The sequence below is a fragment of the Pelodictyon clathratiforme genome (assembly GCF_982375515.1).
Map to the genome: position 1 here is coordinate 1,447,552 of NZ_OZ455102.1, position 13,737 is coordinate 1,461,288.

The 13,737-nt window shown below is 44.4% G+C and carries 21 protein-coding genes; 11 read left to right on the top strand and 10 right to left on the bottom strand.

Annotation, left to right across the window (positions count from 1 at the left end; translation table 11 throughout):
* Positions 1-97: 97 nt before the first annotated feature.
* A complete protein-coding gene (gene rbp, locus AC56AD_RS07035; RefSeq protein ID WP_012508148.1) occupies positions 98-385 on the top strand; it encodes an RNA-binding regulator in 288 nt (95 codons plus the stop codon).
* 194 nt (positions 386-579) lie between these two features.
* Positions 580-768, top strand: coding sequence for a 4Fe-4S ferredoxin (gene fdxA / locus AC56AD_RS07040; RefSeq protein WP_012508149.1), 189 nt, complete (start codon positions 580-582; stop codon positions 766-768).
* Between the two features lie 874 nt (positions 769-1,642).
* Here the strand turns inward: fdxA and hepT are convergent.
* Both hepT and mntA read right to left on the bottom strand, forming a co-directional pair.
* Positions 1,643-2,077, bottom strand: a complete 435-nt coding sequence (gene hepT, locus AC56AD_RS07045) for a type VII toxin-antitoxin system HepT family RNase toxin (protein WP_012508150.1) — start codon at positions 2,075-2,077, stop codon at positions 1,643-1,645.
* Positions 2,074-2,478, bottom strand: a complete 405-nt coding sequence (mntA, locus tag AC56AD_RS07050) for a type VII toxin-antitoxin system MntA family adenylyltransferase antitoxin (protein ID WP_012508151.1) — start codon at positions 2,476-2,478, stop codon at positions 2,074-2,076. Before mntA ends, hepT begins: the two co-directional genes overlap by 4 nt.
* A gap of 136 nt (positions 2,479-2,614) precedes the next feature.
* Between mntA and AC56AD_RS07055 the strand changes: the two genes are divergently transcribed.
* Both AC56AD_RS07055 and AC56AD_RS07060 read left to right on the top strand, forming a co-directional pair.
* Positions 2,615-3,325, top strand: coding sequence for a hypothetical protein (locus AC56AD_RS07055; protein ID WP_012508152.1), 711 nt, complete (start codon positions 2,615-2,617; stop codon positions 3,323-3,325).
* 240 nt (positions 3,326-3,565) lie between these two features.
* Positions 3,566-4,201, top strand: coding sequence for a hypothetical protein (locus AC56AD_RS07060; protein WP_012508153.1), 636 nt, complete (start codon positions 3,566-3,568; stop codon positions 4,199-4,201).
* A gap of 114 nt (positions 4,202-4,315) precedes the next feature.
* Here the strand turns inward: AC56AD_RS07060 and AC56AD_RS07065 are convergent, their stop codons facing one another.
* Positions 4,316-4,567: a hypothetical protein gene (locus tag AC56AD_RS07065; protein ID WP_012508154.1), complete on the bottom strand. Its 252-nt coding sequence runs from the start codon at positions 4,565-4,567 to the stop codon at positions 4,316-4,318.
* Positions 4,568-4,585: 18 nt separating this feature from the next.
* Positions 4,586-4,942: a hypothetical protein gene (locus AC56AD_RS07070; RefSeq protein ID WP_012508155.1), complete on the bottom strand. Its 357-nt coding sequence runs from the start codon at positions 4,940-4,942 to the stop codon at positions 4,586-4,588.
* 163 nt (positions 4,943-5,105) lie between these two features.
* Here AC56AD_RS07070 and AC56AD_RS07075 point away from each other — a divergent pair, with 163 nt between their 5' ends.
* The 3 genes from AC56AD_RS07075 (at position 5,106) to AC56AD_RS07085 (ending at position 6,234) form a co-directional block, all read left to right on the top strand.
* Positions 5,106-5,375 carry a DUF4160 domain-containing protein gene (locus tag AC56AD_RS07075; RefSeq protein WP_223294004.1) on the top strand — a complete coding sequence of 90 codons (270 nt, stop codon included), beginning with the start codon at positions 5,106-5,108 and terminating at the stop codon, positions 5,373-5,375.
* Positions 5,376-5,394: 19 nt separating this feature from the next.
* Positions 5,395-5,694: a DUF2442 domain-containing protein gene (locus AC56AD_RS07080; RefSeq protein ID WP_012508156.1), complete on the top strand. Its 300-nt coding sequence runs from the start codon at positions 5,395-5,397 to the stop codon at positions 5,692-5,694.
* A 147-nt stretch (positions 5,695-5,841) separates the two neighbouring features.
* On the top strand, positions 5,842-6,234 hold the full coding sequence (locus AC56AD_RS07085) for an ImmA/IrrE family metallo-endopeptidase (RefSeq protein ID WP_012508157.1): 393 nt from the start codon (positions 5,842-5,844) through the stop codon (positions 6,232-6,234).
* Here the strand turns inward: AC56AD_RS07085 and AC56AD_RS07090 are convergent.
* Positions 6,206-6,598 (bottom strand): helix-turn-helix domain-containing protein, encoded by a 393-nt coding sequence (locus tag AC56AD_RS07090; RefSeq protein WP_012508158.1) that lies wholly within the window; start codon positions 6,596-6,598, stop codon positions 6,206-6,208. The two genes, AC56AD_RS07085 and AC56AD_RS07090, sit on opposite strands and share 29 nt — an antisense overlap.
* Positions 6,595-7,746, bottom strand: coding sequence for a hypothetical protein (locus AC56AD_RS07095; protein ID WP_012508159.1), 1,152 nt, complete (start codon positions 7,744-7,746; stop codon positions 6,595-6,597). Before AC56AD_RS07095 ends, AC56AD_RS07090 begins: the two co-directional genes overlap by 4 nt.
* Here AC56AD_RS07095 and AC56AD_RS07100 point away from each other — a divergent pair.
* Together AC56AD_RS07100 and AC56AD_RS07105 are read left to right on the top strand one after the other, a co-directional pair.
* Complete coding sequence (locus tag AC56AD_RS07100; RefSeq protein WP_499052209.1) at positions 7,724-8,152, top strand: RpnC/YadD family protein; 429 nt, start codon at positions 7,724-7,726, stop codon at positions 8,150-8,152. The two genes, AC56AD_RS07095 and AC56AD_RS07100, sit on opposite strands and share 23 nt — an antisense overlap.
* Positions 8,127-8,657, top strand: a complete 531-nt coding sequence (locus AC56AD_RS07105; RefSeq protein ID WP_498984415.1) for a hypothetical protein — start codon at positions 8,127-8,129, stop codon at positions 8,655-8,657. Before AC56AD_RS07100 ends, AC56AD_RS07105 begins: the two co-directional genes overlap by 26 nt.
* A gap of 122 nt (positions 8,658-8,779) precedes the next feature.
* Here the strand turns inward: AC56AD_RS07105 and AC56AD_RS07110 are convergent, their stop codons facing one another.
* Together AC56AD_RS07110 and AC56AD_RS07115 are read right to left on the bottom strand one after the other, a co-directional pair.
* On the bottom strand, positions 8,780-9,151 hold the full coding sequence (locus AC56AD_RS07110) for a type II toxin-antitoxin system VapC family toxin (protein WP_190274036.1): 372 nt from the start codon (positions 9,149-9,151) through the stop codon (positions 8,780-8,782).
* A gap of 8 nt (positions 9,152-9,159) precedes the next feature.
* Entirely contained in the window at positions 9,160-9,381 is a 222-nt protein-coding gene (locus AC56AD_RS07115; RefSeq protein ID WP_012508161.1) for a DUF2281 domain-containing protein, read from the bottom strand.
* Between the two features lie 267 nt (positions 9,382-9,648).
* Here AC56AD_RS07115 and AC56AD_RS07120 point away from each other — a divergent pair, with 267 nt between their 5' ends.
* Positions 9,649-10,356, top strand: coding sequence for an RpnC/YadD family protein (locus AC56AD_RS07120; protein WP_012508162.1), 708 nt, complete (start codon positions 9,649-9,651; stop codon positions 10,354-10,356).
* A gap of 124 nt (positions 10,357-10,480) precedes the next feature.
* Here the strand turns inward: AC56AD_RS07120 and AC56AD_RS07125 are convergent, their stop codons facing one another.
* Positions 10,481-11,434, bottom strand: a complete 954-nt coding sequence (locus AC56AD_RS07125) for a PGN_0703 family putative restriction endonuclease (protein WP_012508163.1) — start codon at positions 11,432-11,434, stop codon at positions 10,481-10,483.
* A gap of 288 nt (positions 11,435-11,722) precedes the next feature.
* Between AC56AD_RS07125 and AC56AD_RS07130 the strand changes: the two genes are divergently transcribed.
* A protein-coding gene (locus AC56AD_RS07130) for an ISNCY-like element ISPph5 family transposase (protein ID WP_150085532.1) occupies positions 11,723-13,203 on the top strand; the annotation gives its coding sequence in 2 pieces (ribosomal slippage) (positions 11,723-12,185 and positions 12,185-13,203; 1,482 coding nt in all).
* A gap of 202 nt (positions 13,204-13,405) precedes the next feature.
* Here the strand turns inward: AC56AD_RS07130 and AC56AD_RS07135 are convergent.
* Positions 13,406-13,675 (bottom strand): hypothetical protein, encoded by a 270-nt coding sequence (locus AC56AD_RS07135; RefSeq protein ID WP_012508164.1) that lies wholly within the window; start codon positions 13,673-13,675, stop codon positions 13,406-13,408.
* Positions 13,676-13,737: the final 62 nt, after the last annotated feature.

The window sequence follows — 13,737 nt, forward strand, 5'->3', positions numbered from 1 at the left end:
CAGTCAATGGTTGGCTGATCGCTATTCAAGTAATTTGTGCTTTGGTTACTTGCCGGTATCTCTCCCTATCAATGCACATGTACACAGAGATTAAAAAATGAATATTTACATCGGTAATTTGGCTTATACTGTTTCTGAAGATGATCTTCGTGATGCTTTCTCCGAATTCGGAGAGGTTGCAAATGCGAGCATCATCAATGACAAATTTTCAGGTCGCTCAAAGGGATTTGGATTTGTTGAGATGCCTAAGGACAGTGAAGCACGTGAGGCTATCGAATCAATGAATGGAAAGGATTTGAACGGTCGCACGGTAACGGTAAACGAAGCGAAACCTCGCGAAGAGAGACCTCGTGAAGAAAGATCGCCAAGAAGGGACCGCTACTAAGCTTTTCCGGCTATTTTTACCAAAACCCTGACAGGACGCAAGTTTTGTCAGGGTTTCTTGTTATGCCCAACACAGGGAGGCCCTTACCAAAAAATATTTCCATTCTCGGTTATGTCTTGGGGTAACTATCGCTATATTGTTCGCGTTCTCTGCAACACCTTGTTTTATTGACACCAAAACCAAAAACGAAAATTATGGCCCATAAAATTATTGATACCTGCATTCTTTGCGGAGCCTGCGAGCCTGAATGCCCAGTAAACGCTATTTCTGTTGGAGACGATATGTATATCATCGATGAAGCGCTCTGTGTTGATTGTGTTGGTCATCATGATGCTCCGGCATGTGTTGCTATATGTCCAACTGATAGCATTATCAAAGCCTGAATTAGCCCAAAAACAAGCCTGAGGCCGGTTGATATAACTACGAAGTATTGAGCCGGAACAGAATAGCATGTAAATAGACGGAAACAGTCCAGGTTACTTCGTTGCGTGTTGGATATTTTAGCCTCAGGAATGGATCGGAATCTAAACAACAGCATCTTTGCAGGTGCTGTTGTTATTTGTTAAAGTTTTATATAATATTGTTTTATATCATTTACTTTACATAACTAATATTATACAACAGTAAAAAATAGCGAAAAACAGGGGAGCGCAGAAGGAGAGGGGAGATATCAAGAGCTTCAAAGTTTTCAGGCGGTGTCAAGTACTGCGCGGATGGTTTTGAAAGGTAAAATAACTGCCCACATAATCCCAATCCAAGAACAAACCGATCCACTTCCAAACAACCAGGCCTGAATACTTGCACCTCGTAACGCACCAACCCTTATTTGTCTGAAAAAGAGTGTTTTTATCGTATCAATTGGCAGGGGAGGCAAATTGAGCTAAAATTCTTGATCCTGCAGCCATAACTCAAAAATACATGATACAGCATGATATGATGAATTCCGTTTGAGTTAAGTTTTTCTGACAACCCCAGATCATTGACTCCGGATTACACAACAAGTGCGTCCCGGATTCAATTTGCATCATGATAACAGCGCGTTAACCAAGGCTAAGCCAGAACCAAACATGGCACAAGAGAAACCTGAAGCATGAGATACAAAAAATGAGTCAACAGAGGACCATCTTTTGTTACCCGGATTTGTTGTATAATATTAGTTATGTAAAGTAAATGGTATAAAGTTTTTTTTATGAGCTGAACTTTTGTATTCTGCAGAGGCTTTTCTCACAAGAAAGACTCCCGTACATCAGGCATTGCTCAGGTGTTTCCATCTTGCTTCTGGTAGTTTATTGCGCAATTGGTGAACGCTATCAGATCGTCAAGATGCTGTTCAATCACGGCAATCACAATACCGAGATTCAAGCTTTGGTATTGATGAACCAATGTATTGCGGAATCCAACCATACCTTGAAGGTTTTTAGCAAGCAACCGATCAATAACGCCTCTTTCGGCAAGAATTGCAAAGCTCTCCCGGCTTTCCTTTGGTAACCCGAATTTATGGATTTTGATAAGGTGATTTGCAAGATCAATGGCTTGTTCACATGCACGCTGCAGATTTAAGGCGATGGCATCCTGACGCATGAAGTCCTCCTCAAAAGGCTTTTCGGACGGCAAGGCGTAATACAGCTTGATCTGCCTTATACAGCGCTCAATGCTCTCTTTTTTGTTGAGAATGATGTCGTCAATCATCATGCAATAATCGTTCCGGTTTTTTTAATCTCGGCAAGAATGTCAGCCCGCTCTTCATTGAGTTTCTGGTAATAAGAGATGGTAAGCATTTCAAACTCATCAACAGCAAAGCGGTCGCTCAAGAAAAGTAGGCGGCCTGTCATGACGATTTCTTTTTGAAAGACCGTTGATAATGACCTCAGATTCAGGAGATCCACCTCCCGGCAAAAAAGCATTTCGAGATCAGCCTTGCAGGCACTCAACGCAAGATTAGTATTTGTAACCGTACTCCCGTGAGGAAACATCAGTGCGAGATCAACATCACTATCCACTCTCTCGTCGGTTGTTGCATAGCTTCCGAAAAGATAAATCGCAACAGTTGTTGGAAAATGCTTCAGGATCGTTGGCGCAATAGATTCAATCATCACTTTTTCCGGTCATTTTATCATATCTCTGATACCCCTGCATTATGATTATATTGTAGTTCAAGATACTCAACCAGCTACATTTGCACAATCTTTTACCATACGGATTTTGCACGCCTATCCCCAAAAAAGTACCATGGCAACAACACTCCGTTTCAAACCAGATAAAGGGCACATCATCCTCCCGATTGGAGAGCTGATGGCCCTTATCGATACCGGCTCGCCAGCAAGCATCTCCTCCCGCCCTTTCAGCTTTGGAGGAGAGCGTCACACTACCCCGGATCAATTCATGGGTTTTACAACCAGGCAACTCAGCGATCTGGCAGGTATTGCCATCGACATCCTCATCGGCTGCGACATCCTGTCACTCCATAAACTCAGAATCCGCTGGCAGGAACAATGTATCGACATCGGAGACGACACTCCAGACGGCGAGACCATCGATGAGATGGAAACAATGAGTGGATGCCCGATTTTCCCCCTGCGGATCGCCAACAACCACACAAAAGCCCTCTTCGATACCGGAGCGCACCTCTCCTACATCTCCCCTGCTCTCGTTTCCGGCATGGCGCAAACAGGCCAAAAAGCGGACTTCCACCCCTTTAACGGCCACTTCACCTCCCCGACCTACACAATGGAAACCGCTCTCGGGGGCAAGGCCTTTACCATGGAGTACGGCACACTCTCCGGCGAGCTGGGAGCAGCCGTCGATATGACCCTGAACATGACCAACACCACAGCCGTTATCGGCACCGAACTCCTCCAGCACTTCGACTGCACTCTCGATTGGAAGGAGAGCAGGATATCATGGAGCTTGAACGAACTCCCCTTCCACTTGAATTTGTAACGACAAGAGAACAGGACGTGACGGTATTGAGACCGTTCCGCATACGATAGAACGGTATCCTGGTATTATAAATTGATGCGTAAAATACCTGAATTATTTTGTGTTAATGGTGTTGGTTGATATTATTAGAGTGTATCGTATTGATTATTATGCATCGCTGCGCGTACTCTCTCTGTTCAATGAACGTTAATGGCACAATACACAACCTATGGATACCCCAAACGATCAATATGACAGCCCGTGGAAAAGGGCCGTCGTTTCGACCGATACGACCGGCCAGTTGCCAGTTTGGCCGTGCTGGCGGATACACACAAGCAGTGGAAACCCACCTCTTACAGCTTGACGGTGCTGGGATGTAGTCATACCTTCAATTTTCTGGTGGCAAAGCTGACCGATTACGAAGAGCGACTTGATGAGCTGCTGGAATCAGATAACGTTTTTGGCTGGATTACGGCGGCTCATATCCTGACCCAAAAAACCAAAAAGCAGGATCAGGAACGCTACGCAGCAAAACTACATTTGGTGCGCATACTCTATCAGCGTCACTGGGAGAAACAACGTATCATTGATTTATTATATATTGCAGACTGGCTGATGCAACTGCCTGATTGGCTGAACAGCCTGATCTGGCAAGAACTTGAAACAATTGAGGAGAAAGAAAACATGGAATACGTTACAAGCATAGAACGAATTGGTATGGTCAGGGGGCAATACACCTTACTGAAAAGTCAGCTTGAGTGCCGCTTTGGACTGTTGCCTGAATGGGCTTCAGAGCAGTTAAAAAGTGCCAAAAGAAAGGATCTGGAAGCTTGGGGTAAAGCGGTTCTCACAGCCCCGACTCTGGAAGCTGTTTTCAAAAAATCGGATGTGCCGTAACAAGAACGGAGATTCACGACAGGTTCTGGCGGGAGGCTAAAACCGAGCTCCGAAAACGATTCGAATGAAAATCAGGCAGCTCCCTCCGCACTGAATGATTTGAATTTTTGGATATCACCGAATGTTCACCGCCCAGGCCACACCGCAACCAAAAGCGCCCGCAGCCGACAACACAACAACAAGCACAACAGAACAGCCCCGTATCGTTCGATAATAAACCCGATTGTAAAGTGCTTTCTTTGGATTGGTTATCCAGCCATAACAGCGAGGAGCCTTGAAGCCCAGAGATTGGCGGGCATACCGCTTCCACGAGGTGCGGGCAGCAATGCGCTTTTTAAGCGAAGGTATTCTAACGCCAACTTTCATGGCAACCGGGATATCTTATTATAGGCTTTGATAAAAGCATTTGATTTTCCGAGCCATCAATATTCGGCGAACCCCCAAAAATTCATCGTAATCTTTTAACGTCATCTCATAGATCGTACCGGGAATGCAGTTAGCCTCAAGGTTTGCTTCGAAATCCGGAAGAGTATCAATACCGCCAAAGGCGAGCTTCCCGCTTTGACATTGCTCACGGATTTGACCGATATAATCTGCCGGAGAGCGCTTCCCTACCTTGATGTTAATCTCCTGCTGAACATAGACATAGTTCTCCACCTGATTGTACTGGCTCTGGCTGAAACCATTCTCTTTCAAATACTGCCAGGGAAAAATATGATGGATATCCCCCCCGGTGTTCAATCATCTCCTTCACACTGATGTCTCGCGACAGGAACCCTTTGATTTGCTTCTGGAATGTCAGCTTTGTATCAGCCTGTTATTTGAGTAAATTTCGAAGTGATATTATTTGGATGTAATCAAGACAATACTTCCAGTAACTTCTTTAAAAGTAAACTTTTGGATAATGCCTGAACTCTCACGATTTTTCGGGATTTTGATAAGAATGTATGCTGAACTGGATGTTCCCCATCATACGCCTCATTTTCACGCCTATTATCAGGATTCACAGGCCGTTTTTTCTATTGACCCGGTTACCATGATGGAAGGCGAATTACCCGAAAGGCAGCGACGACTTGTGATGGCCTGGGCTGAAATTCATCAGTTTGAACTTTTGACCGATTGGGATTTGTTACAGGATGGCAAGGCCCCGGTAAAAATAGAACCGCTCCGTTAATTCAAGACGATAACTCACTATGAAACATCAATTTATAAGGGTCTTAGCTGTCGATATTCTTGACGGCTTTTCATTGCGTGTACATTTCGATAACGGTACGGTAAGGAAAATCAATCTGGAACCCATTTTGTATGGTGAACTCTATGAACCGCTGCGCAATCATGATTTTTTCAGGCAAGTCACCGTTGACGAGGAAGTTGGAACTATAGTATGGCCAAATGGAGCAGACTTTGACCCTGACTTGCTCTACGCATGGGACGAACACATCGACGCCTTTGCCGCCCAGATGCACAAAGTCGAACAGTCACAGGATCGGTAACGGTTTCAGGGGCCTACCATTTTCACCGCCCAGGCTACACCGCAACCCAAAGCGCCCGCAACTGACAACAAAACAACAAGCACAACAGAACTGAACTTGCAACAGAAAAATGGACACATTAAGAAGCCATAACTATGGGCAGCATCAATGAGTAAAGCATTTGCAATTGATTTTGCATGGCTTGAGCGCTTCACTCCTGATGAAGCAGAGCGCTTTACCTTTGCTGATATTAAAATAACCGTTGGTGGAGTGCTCATTACGGAACTTGCCCTTTTACGTCTGGTTGGTGATCGGCTCTATTCACCAGATACAGACAAGTTTCTGCCAGTTACCACCGTTAACACTGCCCGGCAGAAGTTTCAGCGAGCTTTCGCCCAAGAGTTTCTCTGTCCATCCAATGCCTTGAAAGATTTCATTGGTGAAGACTTCGGAGAAGAGAAGCTGGATGAAGCGGCACACTACTTCAACGTTTCAACAAGAGTGATAGAGACGACGTTGGTGAACAAAGGCTTTATAGATCGAGGAAGTCTGTTCGATTAAGTCCAGCTTGATGCAAAATAAAAGCTGAAATCAAAGCAAAAACAGGCTGGCTGAGATGGTTTGTTGTCCGAATGCGACGGATGTCCTCCGGGAGAAAAACCTTTTTTTCCGGCAAACAAAGCGATTCTACTGTACGCATCGTTACTTCATCCATTGCTCCGACCTCAACAAGGTCTTTGGCCATGTCATGGAACAGCTTTTTGGTATAGTGCTCGTAAGCTTTCTTCGCAGTAATCATATCGTTATCGTATACGGAAAGCTTTTTATCATCCTTGATTGTAGGGCGGAATGCCTGGGAAGTTATCTGACCTTGCTTGATAAAGCTTGGATGAATCTGGCGAAGCATCAATGTAGCGTCATTCATACCTCAGCCTCCGATAGTGTCTTGAGTTCCTGATTCAGCAACACACAATCATCGGGCTTGTTAAAATCAAGAGACTTTATGATTTCGTCATCATTACTCATGTTCAAGGCATGAAACTCACCCTGACGGATATCGATATTTACAGCAAGAGATATTTCATAACCATTCAGGGCCCATTCAATTTGAACTCCACCTTCGGGTGTCGGATAAATGCATGGTACAGGCAACTCATCCGAGTAATATGTTTCAAAATAGCCGACAAGCCAGTCCAGCCCCTCTTTATCCGGAGCAACACCTTCACCATCAAGCCAGCCATTCTCCAAAGAGCGCAGTTCATCCAACTGAACCAACACATCGTTAGCATCCAGCAAGCTGATGTGCTCGACAGAATCGATGCTTTGAAGCCGATTATTGCGATTAAACCTTCCTATCCCCTGCAGCATCACGATACCGCCATTACCATAACGCATGAAGGCTTCCTTAACGATGTCACAATGTTGCGGTGAAATTGGCGCACTCACTGTAGGTCCACTGATAATGTGCAAATCAAACGTCATTTTCGCCTGATCAGCAGCAGGTATTGATCCTCTCAGGGTAATTTCCTCAGTAAGCTCCAACACATTTGAGGAAGCAAGCAATAATTTTCTGCGAGTAGTTTTGTTCAGTCGAGCCGGTTGAGCTGTATCCGCAGGATTCAACTCAAGTGACTCGCCATCTCTGAGACTCCGGCCTATTCGATCAAAATAACAAAGAAGATTTTCAGGCAAATACTCCTTGATATCCCGATTTCGTTCGGCAGCATTAACTGCGTTAACTATCGAATTTTTAGCCAGGTGAAAGTAATGGGCATTATCAGAAGGAAAAAGATCCAGACTTGTTCCCGCAAGTGTGAAGAACAAGGCTATTTTTGGGATGGCACTTCCCTCTTCAATACCTGTCAGCTTGAGAGAAACACCGTTGGTAAAACCACGAGGAATGCGTTTCCTGTCGGGGTGTTCTTGCATGTACCCCCATTTGGCGGTTTCAACAAGCATTTCTTCCAGAACAGCCAAATCCCTGAGAACATCGAGAGGAATGGCATGTCCCGAAAATCGTTCACCAACGAGCCGGGGGCTAAGGAATTCAATGTTGTTCAACGTGCTGCTCATGGCGCTTAATGGTTTGTCAGTGGTCAATATAAAACAACATGAACAAAATAAAGCCATAAAGGCGCATATCCGCGTCTCTCCATTCGAACCATGGTCAAAGGAATATGTCTTTCTGGACCAAGAGCTGCGAGCCGTAGTTCAGGATGCCGAATTGGGTAAGCGCTTTGTTGACAAGCTCGTCAGGGTCAATGTGTTGAATGGTGACGAGAAGTGGATATACATTCACGTTGAAGTACAGGGTACCAAACAGGCAGAGTTTGCAAAACGCATTTTTGTCTATAACTACAGGATTTTCGACCGATATGACCGGCCAGTTGCCAGTTTTGGCCGTGCTGGCGGATACACACAAGAACTGGAAACCTACCTTTTATGGCTTTACCGTGCTGGGCTGCAAACTCTCTCTTGAGTTCCCGCTTGCCAAGCTGACCGATTACGAAGAGCGACTTGATGAGCTGCTGGAATCAGATAACGTTTTTGGATGGATTACCGCAGCTCATATCCTGACCCAAAAAACCCGAAAGCAGCATCAGGAACGCTATGCGGCAAAAATACGCTTAGTACGAATACTCTATCAGCGTCACTGGGAGAAACAACGTATCATTGATTTATTATATATTTCAGATTGGCTGATGCAACTGCCGGATTGGCTGAACAGCCAAGTCTGGCAAGAACTTGAAACAATCGAGGAGAAAGCGAAAATGGAATACGTTACAAGCATAGAACGACTTGGCATGGTCAAGGGCCAATACACCTTACTGAAAAGGCTACTCGAAAGCCGCTTTGGCCTGTTACCCGAGTGGGCTTCAGAGAAGTTGAAAAACGCCAAATCAAAAGAGCTGGAAGCTTGGAGTGATGCTATTTTCACTGCCCCGACTCTGGAAGCTGTTTTCAATAAATCGGATGTATCATAAAACGAGCTGAGATTCACGCCAGGCTCTGGCGTTCGCTGCTCTCTGCCCTGAATGTTTCAAATGCTGGTTGACTGCAGAACCCGAAACATGTTACTCCTGACAAAACTCTGATGCATAAATAATTACCAAAATCTTTCTATGTTATAGTCATCAAAAATCTTGTCAATAGAGACCAGAGTATAGTTTTCAACGATTGATTGACATGCTATCATTCTGTCAAAAGGGTCTTTGTGAATAAAAGGAAGTTCTTTCAAGCAGACTAAATGTTCTTTTTTTACGTTCAAGATGCTCATGTTCAGTTTTTCCGACTCATCAAACAGTAATTCGAAAGGAATGTCCAAAGCAATTTTTGATAAACTCAGTTTGATCGATATTTCCCAAAAACTGGCGATACTAATAAAAACATCATTGTTTGAATTCACAATGGCTTCTCTGGCTTTTTCGGATAAGTTGATATCATTACTGAAAAACCAAAGTAATGCATGTGTATCCACTATTATCTTCATTCCATATATTCCCTGAAGTCTTCAAGAGGCTCATCAAAATCATCTTTGATATGTATTTTCCCTTTCAAAGTACCAACCTCTCTTGATGACCTTTCTTTTACCGTCGTTTCATTGATGATGATAATTTCAAACGAATCTTCAATACAAGGAATATCCTCTTCAAGAATAATACTTCTCGGTGACAGCAATCGCCCTTTTGTAATGATTGCATGTTGCATTTAATCTCCTCTATGCCTAATTTTTTTGATATATTTCTTATACCGGATCCTCTCATTTCTTGAACTTTATTCGTTCTCTCGCACTCTCGTCACTTTTCCAAAATACACTCTGTCAGGGCTATTCCGCATAACCGACCCATGACCCCAGAAAACAGAAAAACTTAAAACTGCGAGGATATCAGCAGAGCTTTTCTGTATAGGGAATACCAGCACGGCAATACGTCAAAAATAATGTATGAATATTTTTGGGAAAAATGAAAGACTGTAGTGCCCAAGATTGCCTTGAAGCCCCCCAAAGTACAGGGTACAAAGCAAGCTGAGTTTGCCAAACGCATGTTTGTCTATAACTACAGGATTTTCGACCGATATGACCGGCCAGTTGCCAGTTTGGCCGTGCTGGCAGATACACACAAGCAGTGGAAACCCACCTCTTACAGCTTGACAATGCTGGGGTGTAGTCATACCTTCAATTTTCTGATGGCCAAGCTGACCGATTACGAAGAGCGACTTGATGAGCTGCTGGAATCAGATAACGTTTTTGGATGGATTACGGCAGCTCATATCCTGACCCAAAAAACCAAAAAACAGGATCAGGAACGCTATGCGGCAAAAATACGCTTAGTACGAATACTCTATCAGCGTCACTGGGAGAAACAACGTATCATTGATTTATTATATATTTCAGATTGGCTGATGCAACTGCCGGATTGGTTGAACAGCCAGGTCTGGCAAGAACTTGAAACAATTGAGGAGAAAGAGAAGATGGAATACATCACAAGCATAGAACGACTTGGCATGGTCAAAGGCCAATACACCTTACTGAAAAGGCTACTCGAAAGCCGCTTTGGCCTGTTACCCGAGTGGGCTTCAGAGAAGTTGAAAAACGCCAAATCAAAAGAGCTGGAAGCTTGGGCTGATGCGATTCTCACAGCACCGACTCTGGAAGATGTTTTCAAAAAATCGGATGTGTCATAAATAGAGCTGAAATTCACGACAGGCTCTGGCGGTCGCTGCTCTTTGCCCTGCATAGTACCACCGCCGCGAAGATTGTTCGCTTTTGCTGGCTTCAGGGTTCTTCTCCTGATAATGTCGTACAAAATTATAAAAGAGCTGTTATCTTTTCAAAAGCAAGATAGCGGTCAACGAAGAGATCAATCCACCCCGCAGTTGAATATTTTTTGAGACAGGAACAGACATCTTCAAGTGTCCATTCAGAAAATGAGCTGTCATTTGAAAGGCAATTGCGATAATCGGTTACCGCACCTTTCACATGGTGGTTATCTTTTGGATATAACATCACAAAAAGACCGTCCTCATAGTGATCTGTGTCACATATAGCCCCTGCAAGCAAATGATCTCGCCATATTTGTTCAAGCGGCGATAACTTGAGCGCATCTCTGGTGCCTGCAGAAAAGCAATTCATCTCATCCGCAACTTGATCGTAACGAACATTTTCCTGCTTCTGTTCACCATCTTTCCCTGCCGGGCCAATGAGATTCTCATGGTATTTTACCTCAATCCCTATGAATCCACAGGCACCTGTTGATGTTTCACAGTCGATAAAGACATCAAACGCCGATCGATCTCCAAGGTATCGGGAGTCTCTGCGACCTGGTGAAAACTCAAACTCGATAGCGTTCACTTGGCGGAAACGGCCTGACGTTAATTCTTTAACAAGATCGATAGCCAAGGGGATATCTCTTTTCAGCTCAGCAAAAAGATTAAAACAAAGTGGCTGGCTTGAAAGCAGATTGTCGAAAATACGTGGTTTACCAAAGAGTTTTCCTTTACTGACTTTCGGATTGCAGACTTCCTCTCGCACAACCTGTCGAACCCCGTCAGTAATAAAATTTGAAAGTGAGTCCTCAGCCCAAGGCATTGGTAACCGAGAGCCTCGAAGGTGCGCCTTGCCTTTCTTATCAGCGTACTCATGGCATGAAAAACCTTGCTCTTCTCGCCAGATTGACTGAAGAATACGAGCGGTTCGCTGAAAGTCGGATTTATCAACCGACTCTTTGGCATGGAGATCCTCTGCAAGCTTTGTTAAATTCATCACAATCCTTGATAATATTTTTTGATCTTCTGGGCCATCAACGATCTACGAACTCCTAAAAAAACCTCGTAATCCTCTAACGTCATCTCATAGATAGTGGATGAACGAAAAACTGTTATGATATTATAAAATAATAGTTTATATTGTTATTTCATGGTCAAAGATATTTGACGGACCCTGAGCTAAAGCGTAATAATACCCCATTAGAAGCATTTTTGATAGAGAAAAGGTGTTGCAGGGTGCCCTCAAAGAGAAACAGACTCCAAACTTCGTTTTTTGAAATCCACTATGCGTAGCGTCATCAACCACCAAATGATGTTCGGTCGTACCGATATTTCTGCCATTGTTTTCGATCCGAAATCACGAGATGATATCCCAAAAATCTTGAGGGGCCTTCAGGGCATCTACACCGACGAGGAGTTGCGCAAGCGTGTTTTTGCCATCCTCGAAGAGGTTCGTCCTGAACGGAAAAAAGGAGAAGGAAAAGCTGACCCAAACACAGGGCGTCCCGGTATGGAGCAATGGGCAATTTTGGTACTGGGTGTCGTTCGACTGGGAATCAACGCTGATTACGATCGGCTTCATGAATTGGTCAATCACCACGATACGCTTCGCCAGATGCTTGGTCACAACGATTGGACTGATAAAACATCTTATGAACTCCAGACCATCAAAGATAATGTCCGACTGTTTACCCCCGAATTGCTTGATCGAATCAACCAGGAAATTGTCCGTGCAGGTCATACGTTAGTAAAAAAAAAGAGGAAGAAAATTTCCCTTTAATGGCCCGAGGTGATTCGTTTGTGGTGGAAACCAACGTTCACTTTCCTGCTGATACAAGCCAGTTGTTCGATGCCATTCGCAAAGCCATTGAGGTCTGTGCGAAATGGTCTTTTGATGAAGGATTAAGTCAATGGCGCCAATACGATCATAACATCCGGCATATCAAAAGAATGCGTCGTATTGTGCAACAGCTCAAGCACTCGACATCAAAAAAGCCGGAAAAGAAAGCTCTCAAAGATCAACAAATAAAGCAAGCACTCCTCGATTACCTTGCGGCAGTCGATTATCAGTTACAACGGGCAGTGCGTACCGGCGCAGAACTGGGTGGCTTAAATCCGTTGCGGCTCAGCCAGCTTAACGGCTATATTGCTCATGCTGAGGTACAAATGGGGCAAATTCGTCGTCGGATAAATGACGAGGTTATTCCGCATGCGGAGAAAGTCTTTTCAATTTTTCAGCCACACACCGAGTGGATCAGTAAAGGCAAGGCGGGAGTGCCGGTTGAGTTGGGATTACGGGTCTGTATTATCGAAGATCAGTATCGTTTTATCCTGCATCATCAGGTCATGGAAAAAGTTGTCGATAGCGACATCGCAGTGTCCATTATCGAAGAGACCAAGCAACGTTTTCCAAACTTGCGATCGATCAGCTACGACAAAGGCTTTCATAGCCCGGATAACCAACGCGACCTGAAAGCGCTTCTTGAAAAAGTTGTTATGCCGAAAAAAGGCAAGCTCTCAAAAATCGACAAAGCTCATGAATCCGAGCCGGAATTCAGGAGACTGCGACGGCAGCATTCGGCAGTTGAATCAGCAATCAACGCACTTGAGGTTCACGGCTTGGATATATGCCCTGATGATGGCATCAAAGGATTCAATCGCTATGTTGCCCTTGCAGTGCTGGCTCGCAACATTCATCGTTATGGAGCACTCTTGTACAAGCAGGATGCGAAGCGACATCGAGGGCCCTACAAAAAAGCTGCCTGAGTTCTCTCCCCAAAAAAAGAGTTTTTTACCAATTCGCAGGGAGAGATCCGTTCGTTATGACGCTTCCTGGAGCAAAATTCGGTAGTTTACCCATGGCGTGTCACGATCAGCACAAAAACGCCTTTTGTTGATCATTAAAAATGGTTTTTAATCCGGCGGGAGGTTGTCAAATTTTCAAAAAACAGGGGTTTTCTTTCTGGCACTAGATAGTACCGGGGATGCAGTTCGCCTCAAGGTTTGCTTCAAAATCTGTAAGAGTATCAATCCCACCAAAGGCGAGCTTCCCGCTTTGACATTGCTCACGGATTTGACCGATATAGTCTGCCGGAGAGCGCTTCCCTACCTTGATGTTAATCTCCTGCTGAACATAGACATAGTTCGCTACCTGATTATACTGGCTCTGGCTGAAACCATGCTCTTTCAAATACTGCCGTGGAAAAATATGATGGATATCCCCCCGGTGTTCAATCATCTCCTTGACACTTATGTCTCGCGACAGGAACCCTTTATCATTGAATTTTGCCTGAAGCCCGC

Excerpts from the sequence above, each read along its gene's own strand:
- AC56AD_RS07135 (WP_012508164.1), bottom strand. The coding sequence starts at position 13,675 with ATGATTGAACACCGGGGGGATATCCATCATATTTTTCCACGGCAGTAT.
- AC56AD_RS07075 (WP_223294004.1), top strand. The coding sequence starts at position 5,106 with ATGCCTGAACTCTCACGATTTTTCGGGATTTTGATAAGAATGTATGCT.
- AC56AD_RS07090 (WP_012508158.1), bottom strand. The coding sequence starts at position 6,598 with ATGAATGACGCTACATTGATGCTTCGCCAGATTCATCCAAGCTTTATC.
- hepT (WP_012508150.1), bottom strand. The coding sequence starts at position 2,077 with ATGATGATTGACGACATCATTCTCAACAAAAAAGAGAGCATTGAGCGC.
- AC56AD_RS07080 (WP_012508156.1), top strand. The coding sequence starts at position 5,395 with ATGAAACATCAATTTATAAGGGTCTTAGCTGTCGATATTCTTGACGGC.
- AC56AD_RS07095 (WP_012508159.1), bottom strand. The coding sequence starts at position 7,746 with ATGAGCAGCACGTTGAACAACATTGAATTCCTTAGCCCCCGGCTCGTT.
- AC56AD_RS07125 (WP_012508163.1), bottom strand. The coding sequence starts at position 11,434 with ATGAATTTAACAAAGCTTGCAGAGGATCTCCATGCCAAAGAGTCGGTT.
- rbp (WP_012508148.1), top strand. The coding sequence starts at position 98 with ATGAATATTTACATCGGTAATTTGGCTTATACTGTTTCTGAAGATGAT.
- AC56AD_RS07065 (WP_012508154.1), bottom strand. The coding sequence starts at position 4,567 with ATGAAAGTTGGCGTTAGAATACCTTCGCTTAAAAAGCGCATTGCTGCC.
- AC56AD_RS07115 (WP_012508161.1), bottom strand. The coding sequence starts at position 9,381 with ATGCAACATGCAATCATTACAAAAGGGCGATTGCTGTCACCGAGAAGT.
- fdxA (WP_012508149.1), top strand. The coding sequence starts at position 580 with ATGGCCCATAAAATTATTGATACCTGCATTCTTTGCGGAGCCTGCGAG.
- mntA (WP_012508151.1), bottom strand. The coding sequence starts at position 2,478 with ATGATTGAATCTATTGCGCCAACGATCCTGAAGCATTTTCCAACAACT.
- AC56AD_RS07055 (WP_012508152.1), top strand. The coding sequence starts at position 2,615 with ATGGCAACAACACTCCGTTTCAAACCAGATAAAGGGCACATCATCCTC.
- AC56AD_RS07100 (WP_499052209.1), top strand. The coding sequence starts at position 7,724 with ATGTTGTTCAACGTGCTGCTCATGGCGCTTAATGGTTTGTCAGTGGTC.
- AC56AD_RS07085 (WP_012508157.1), top strand. The coding sequence starts at position 5,842 with ATGAGTAAAGCATTTGCAATTGATTTTGCATGGCTTGAGCGCTTCACT.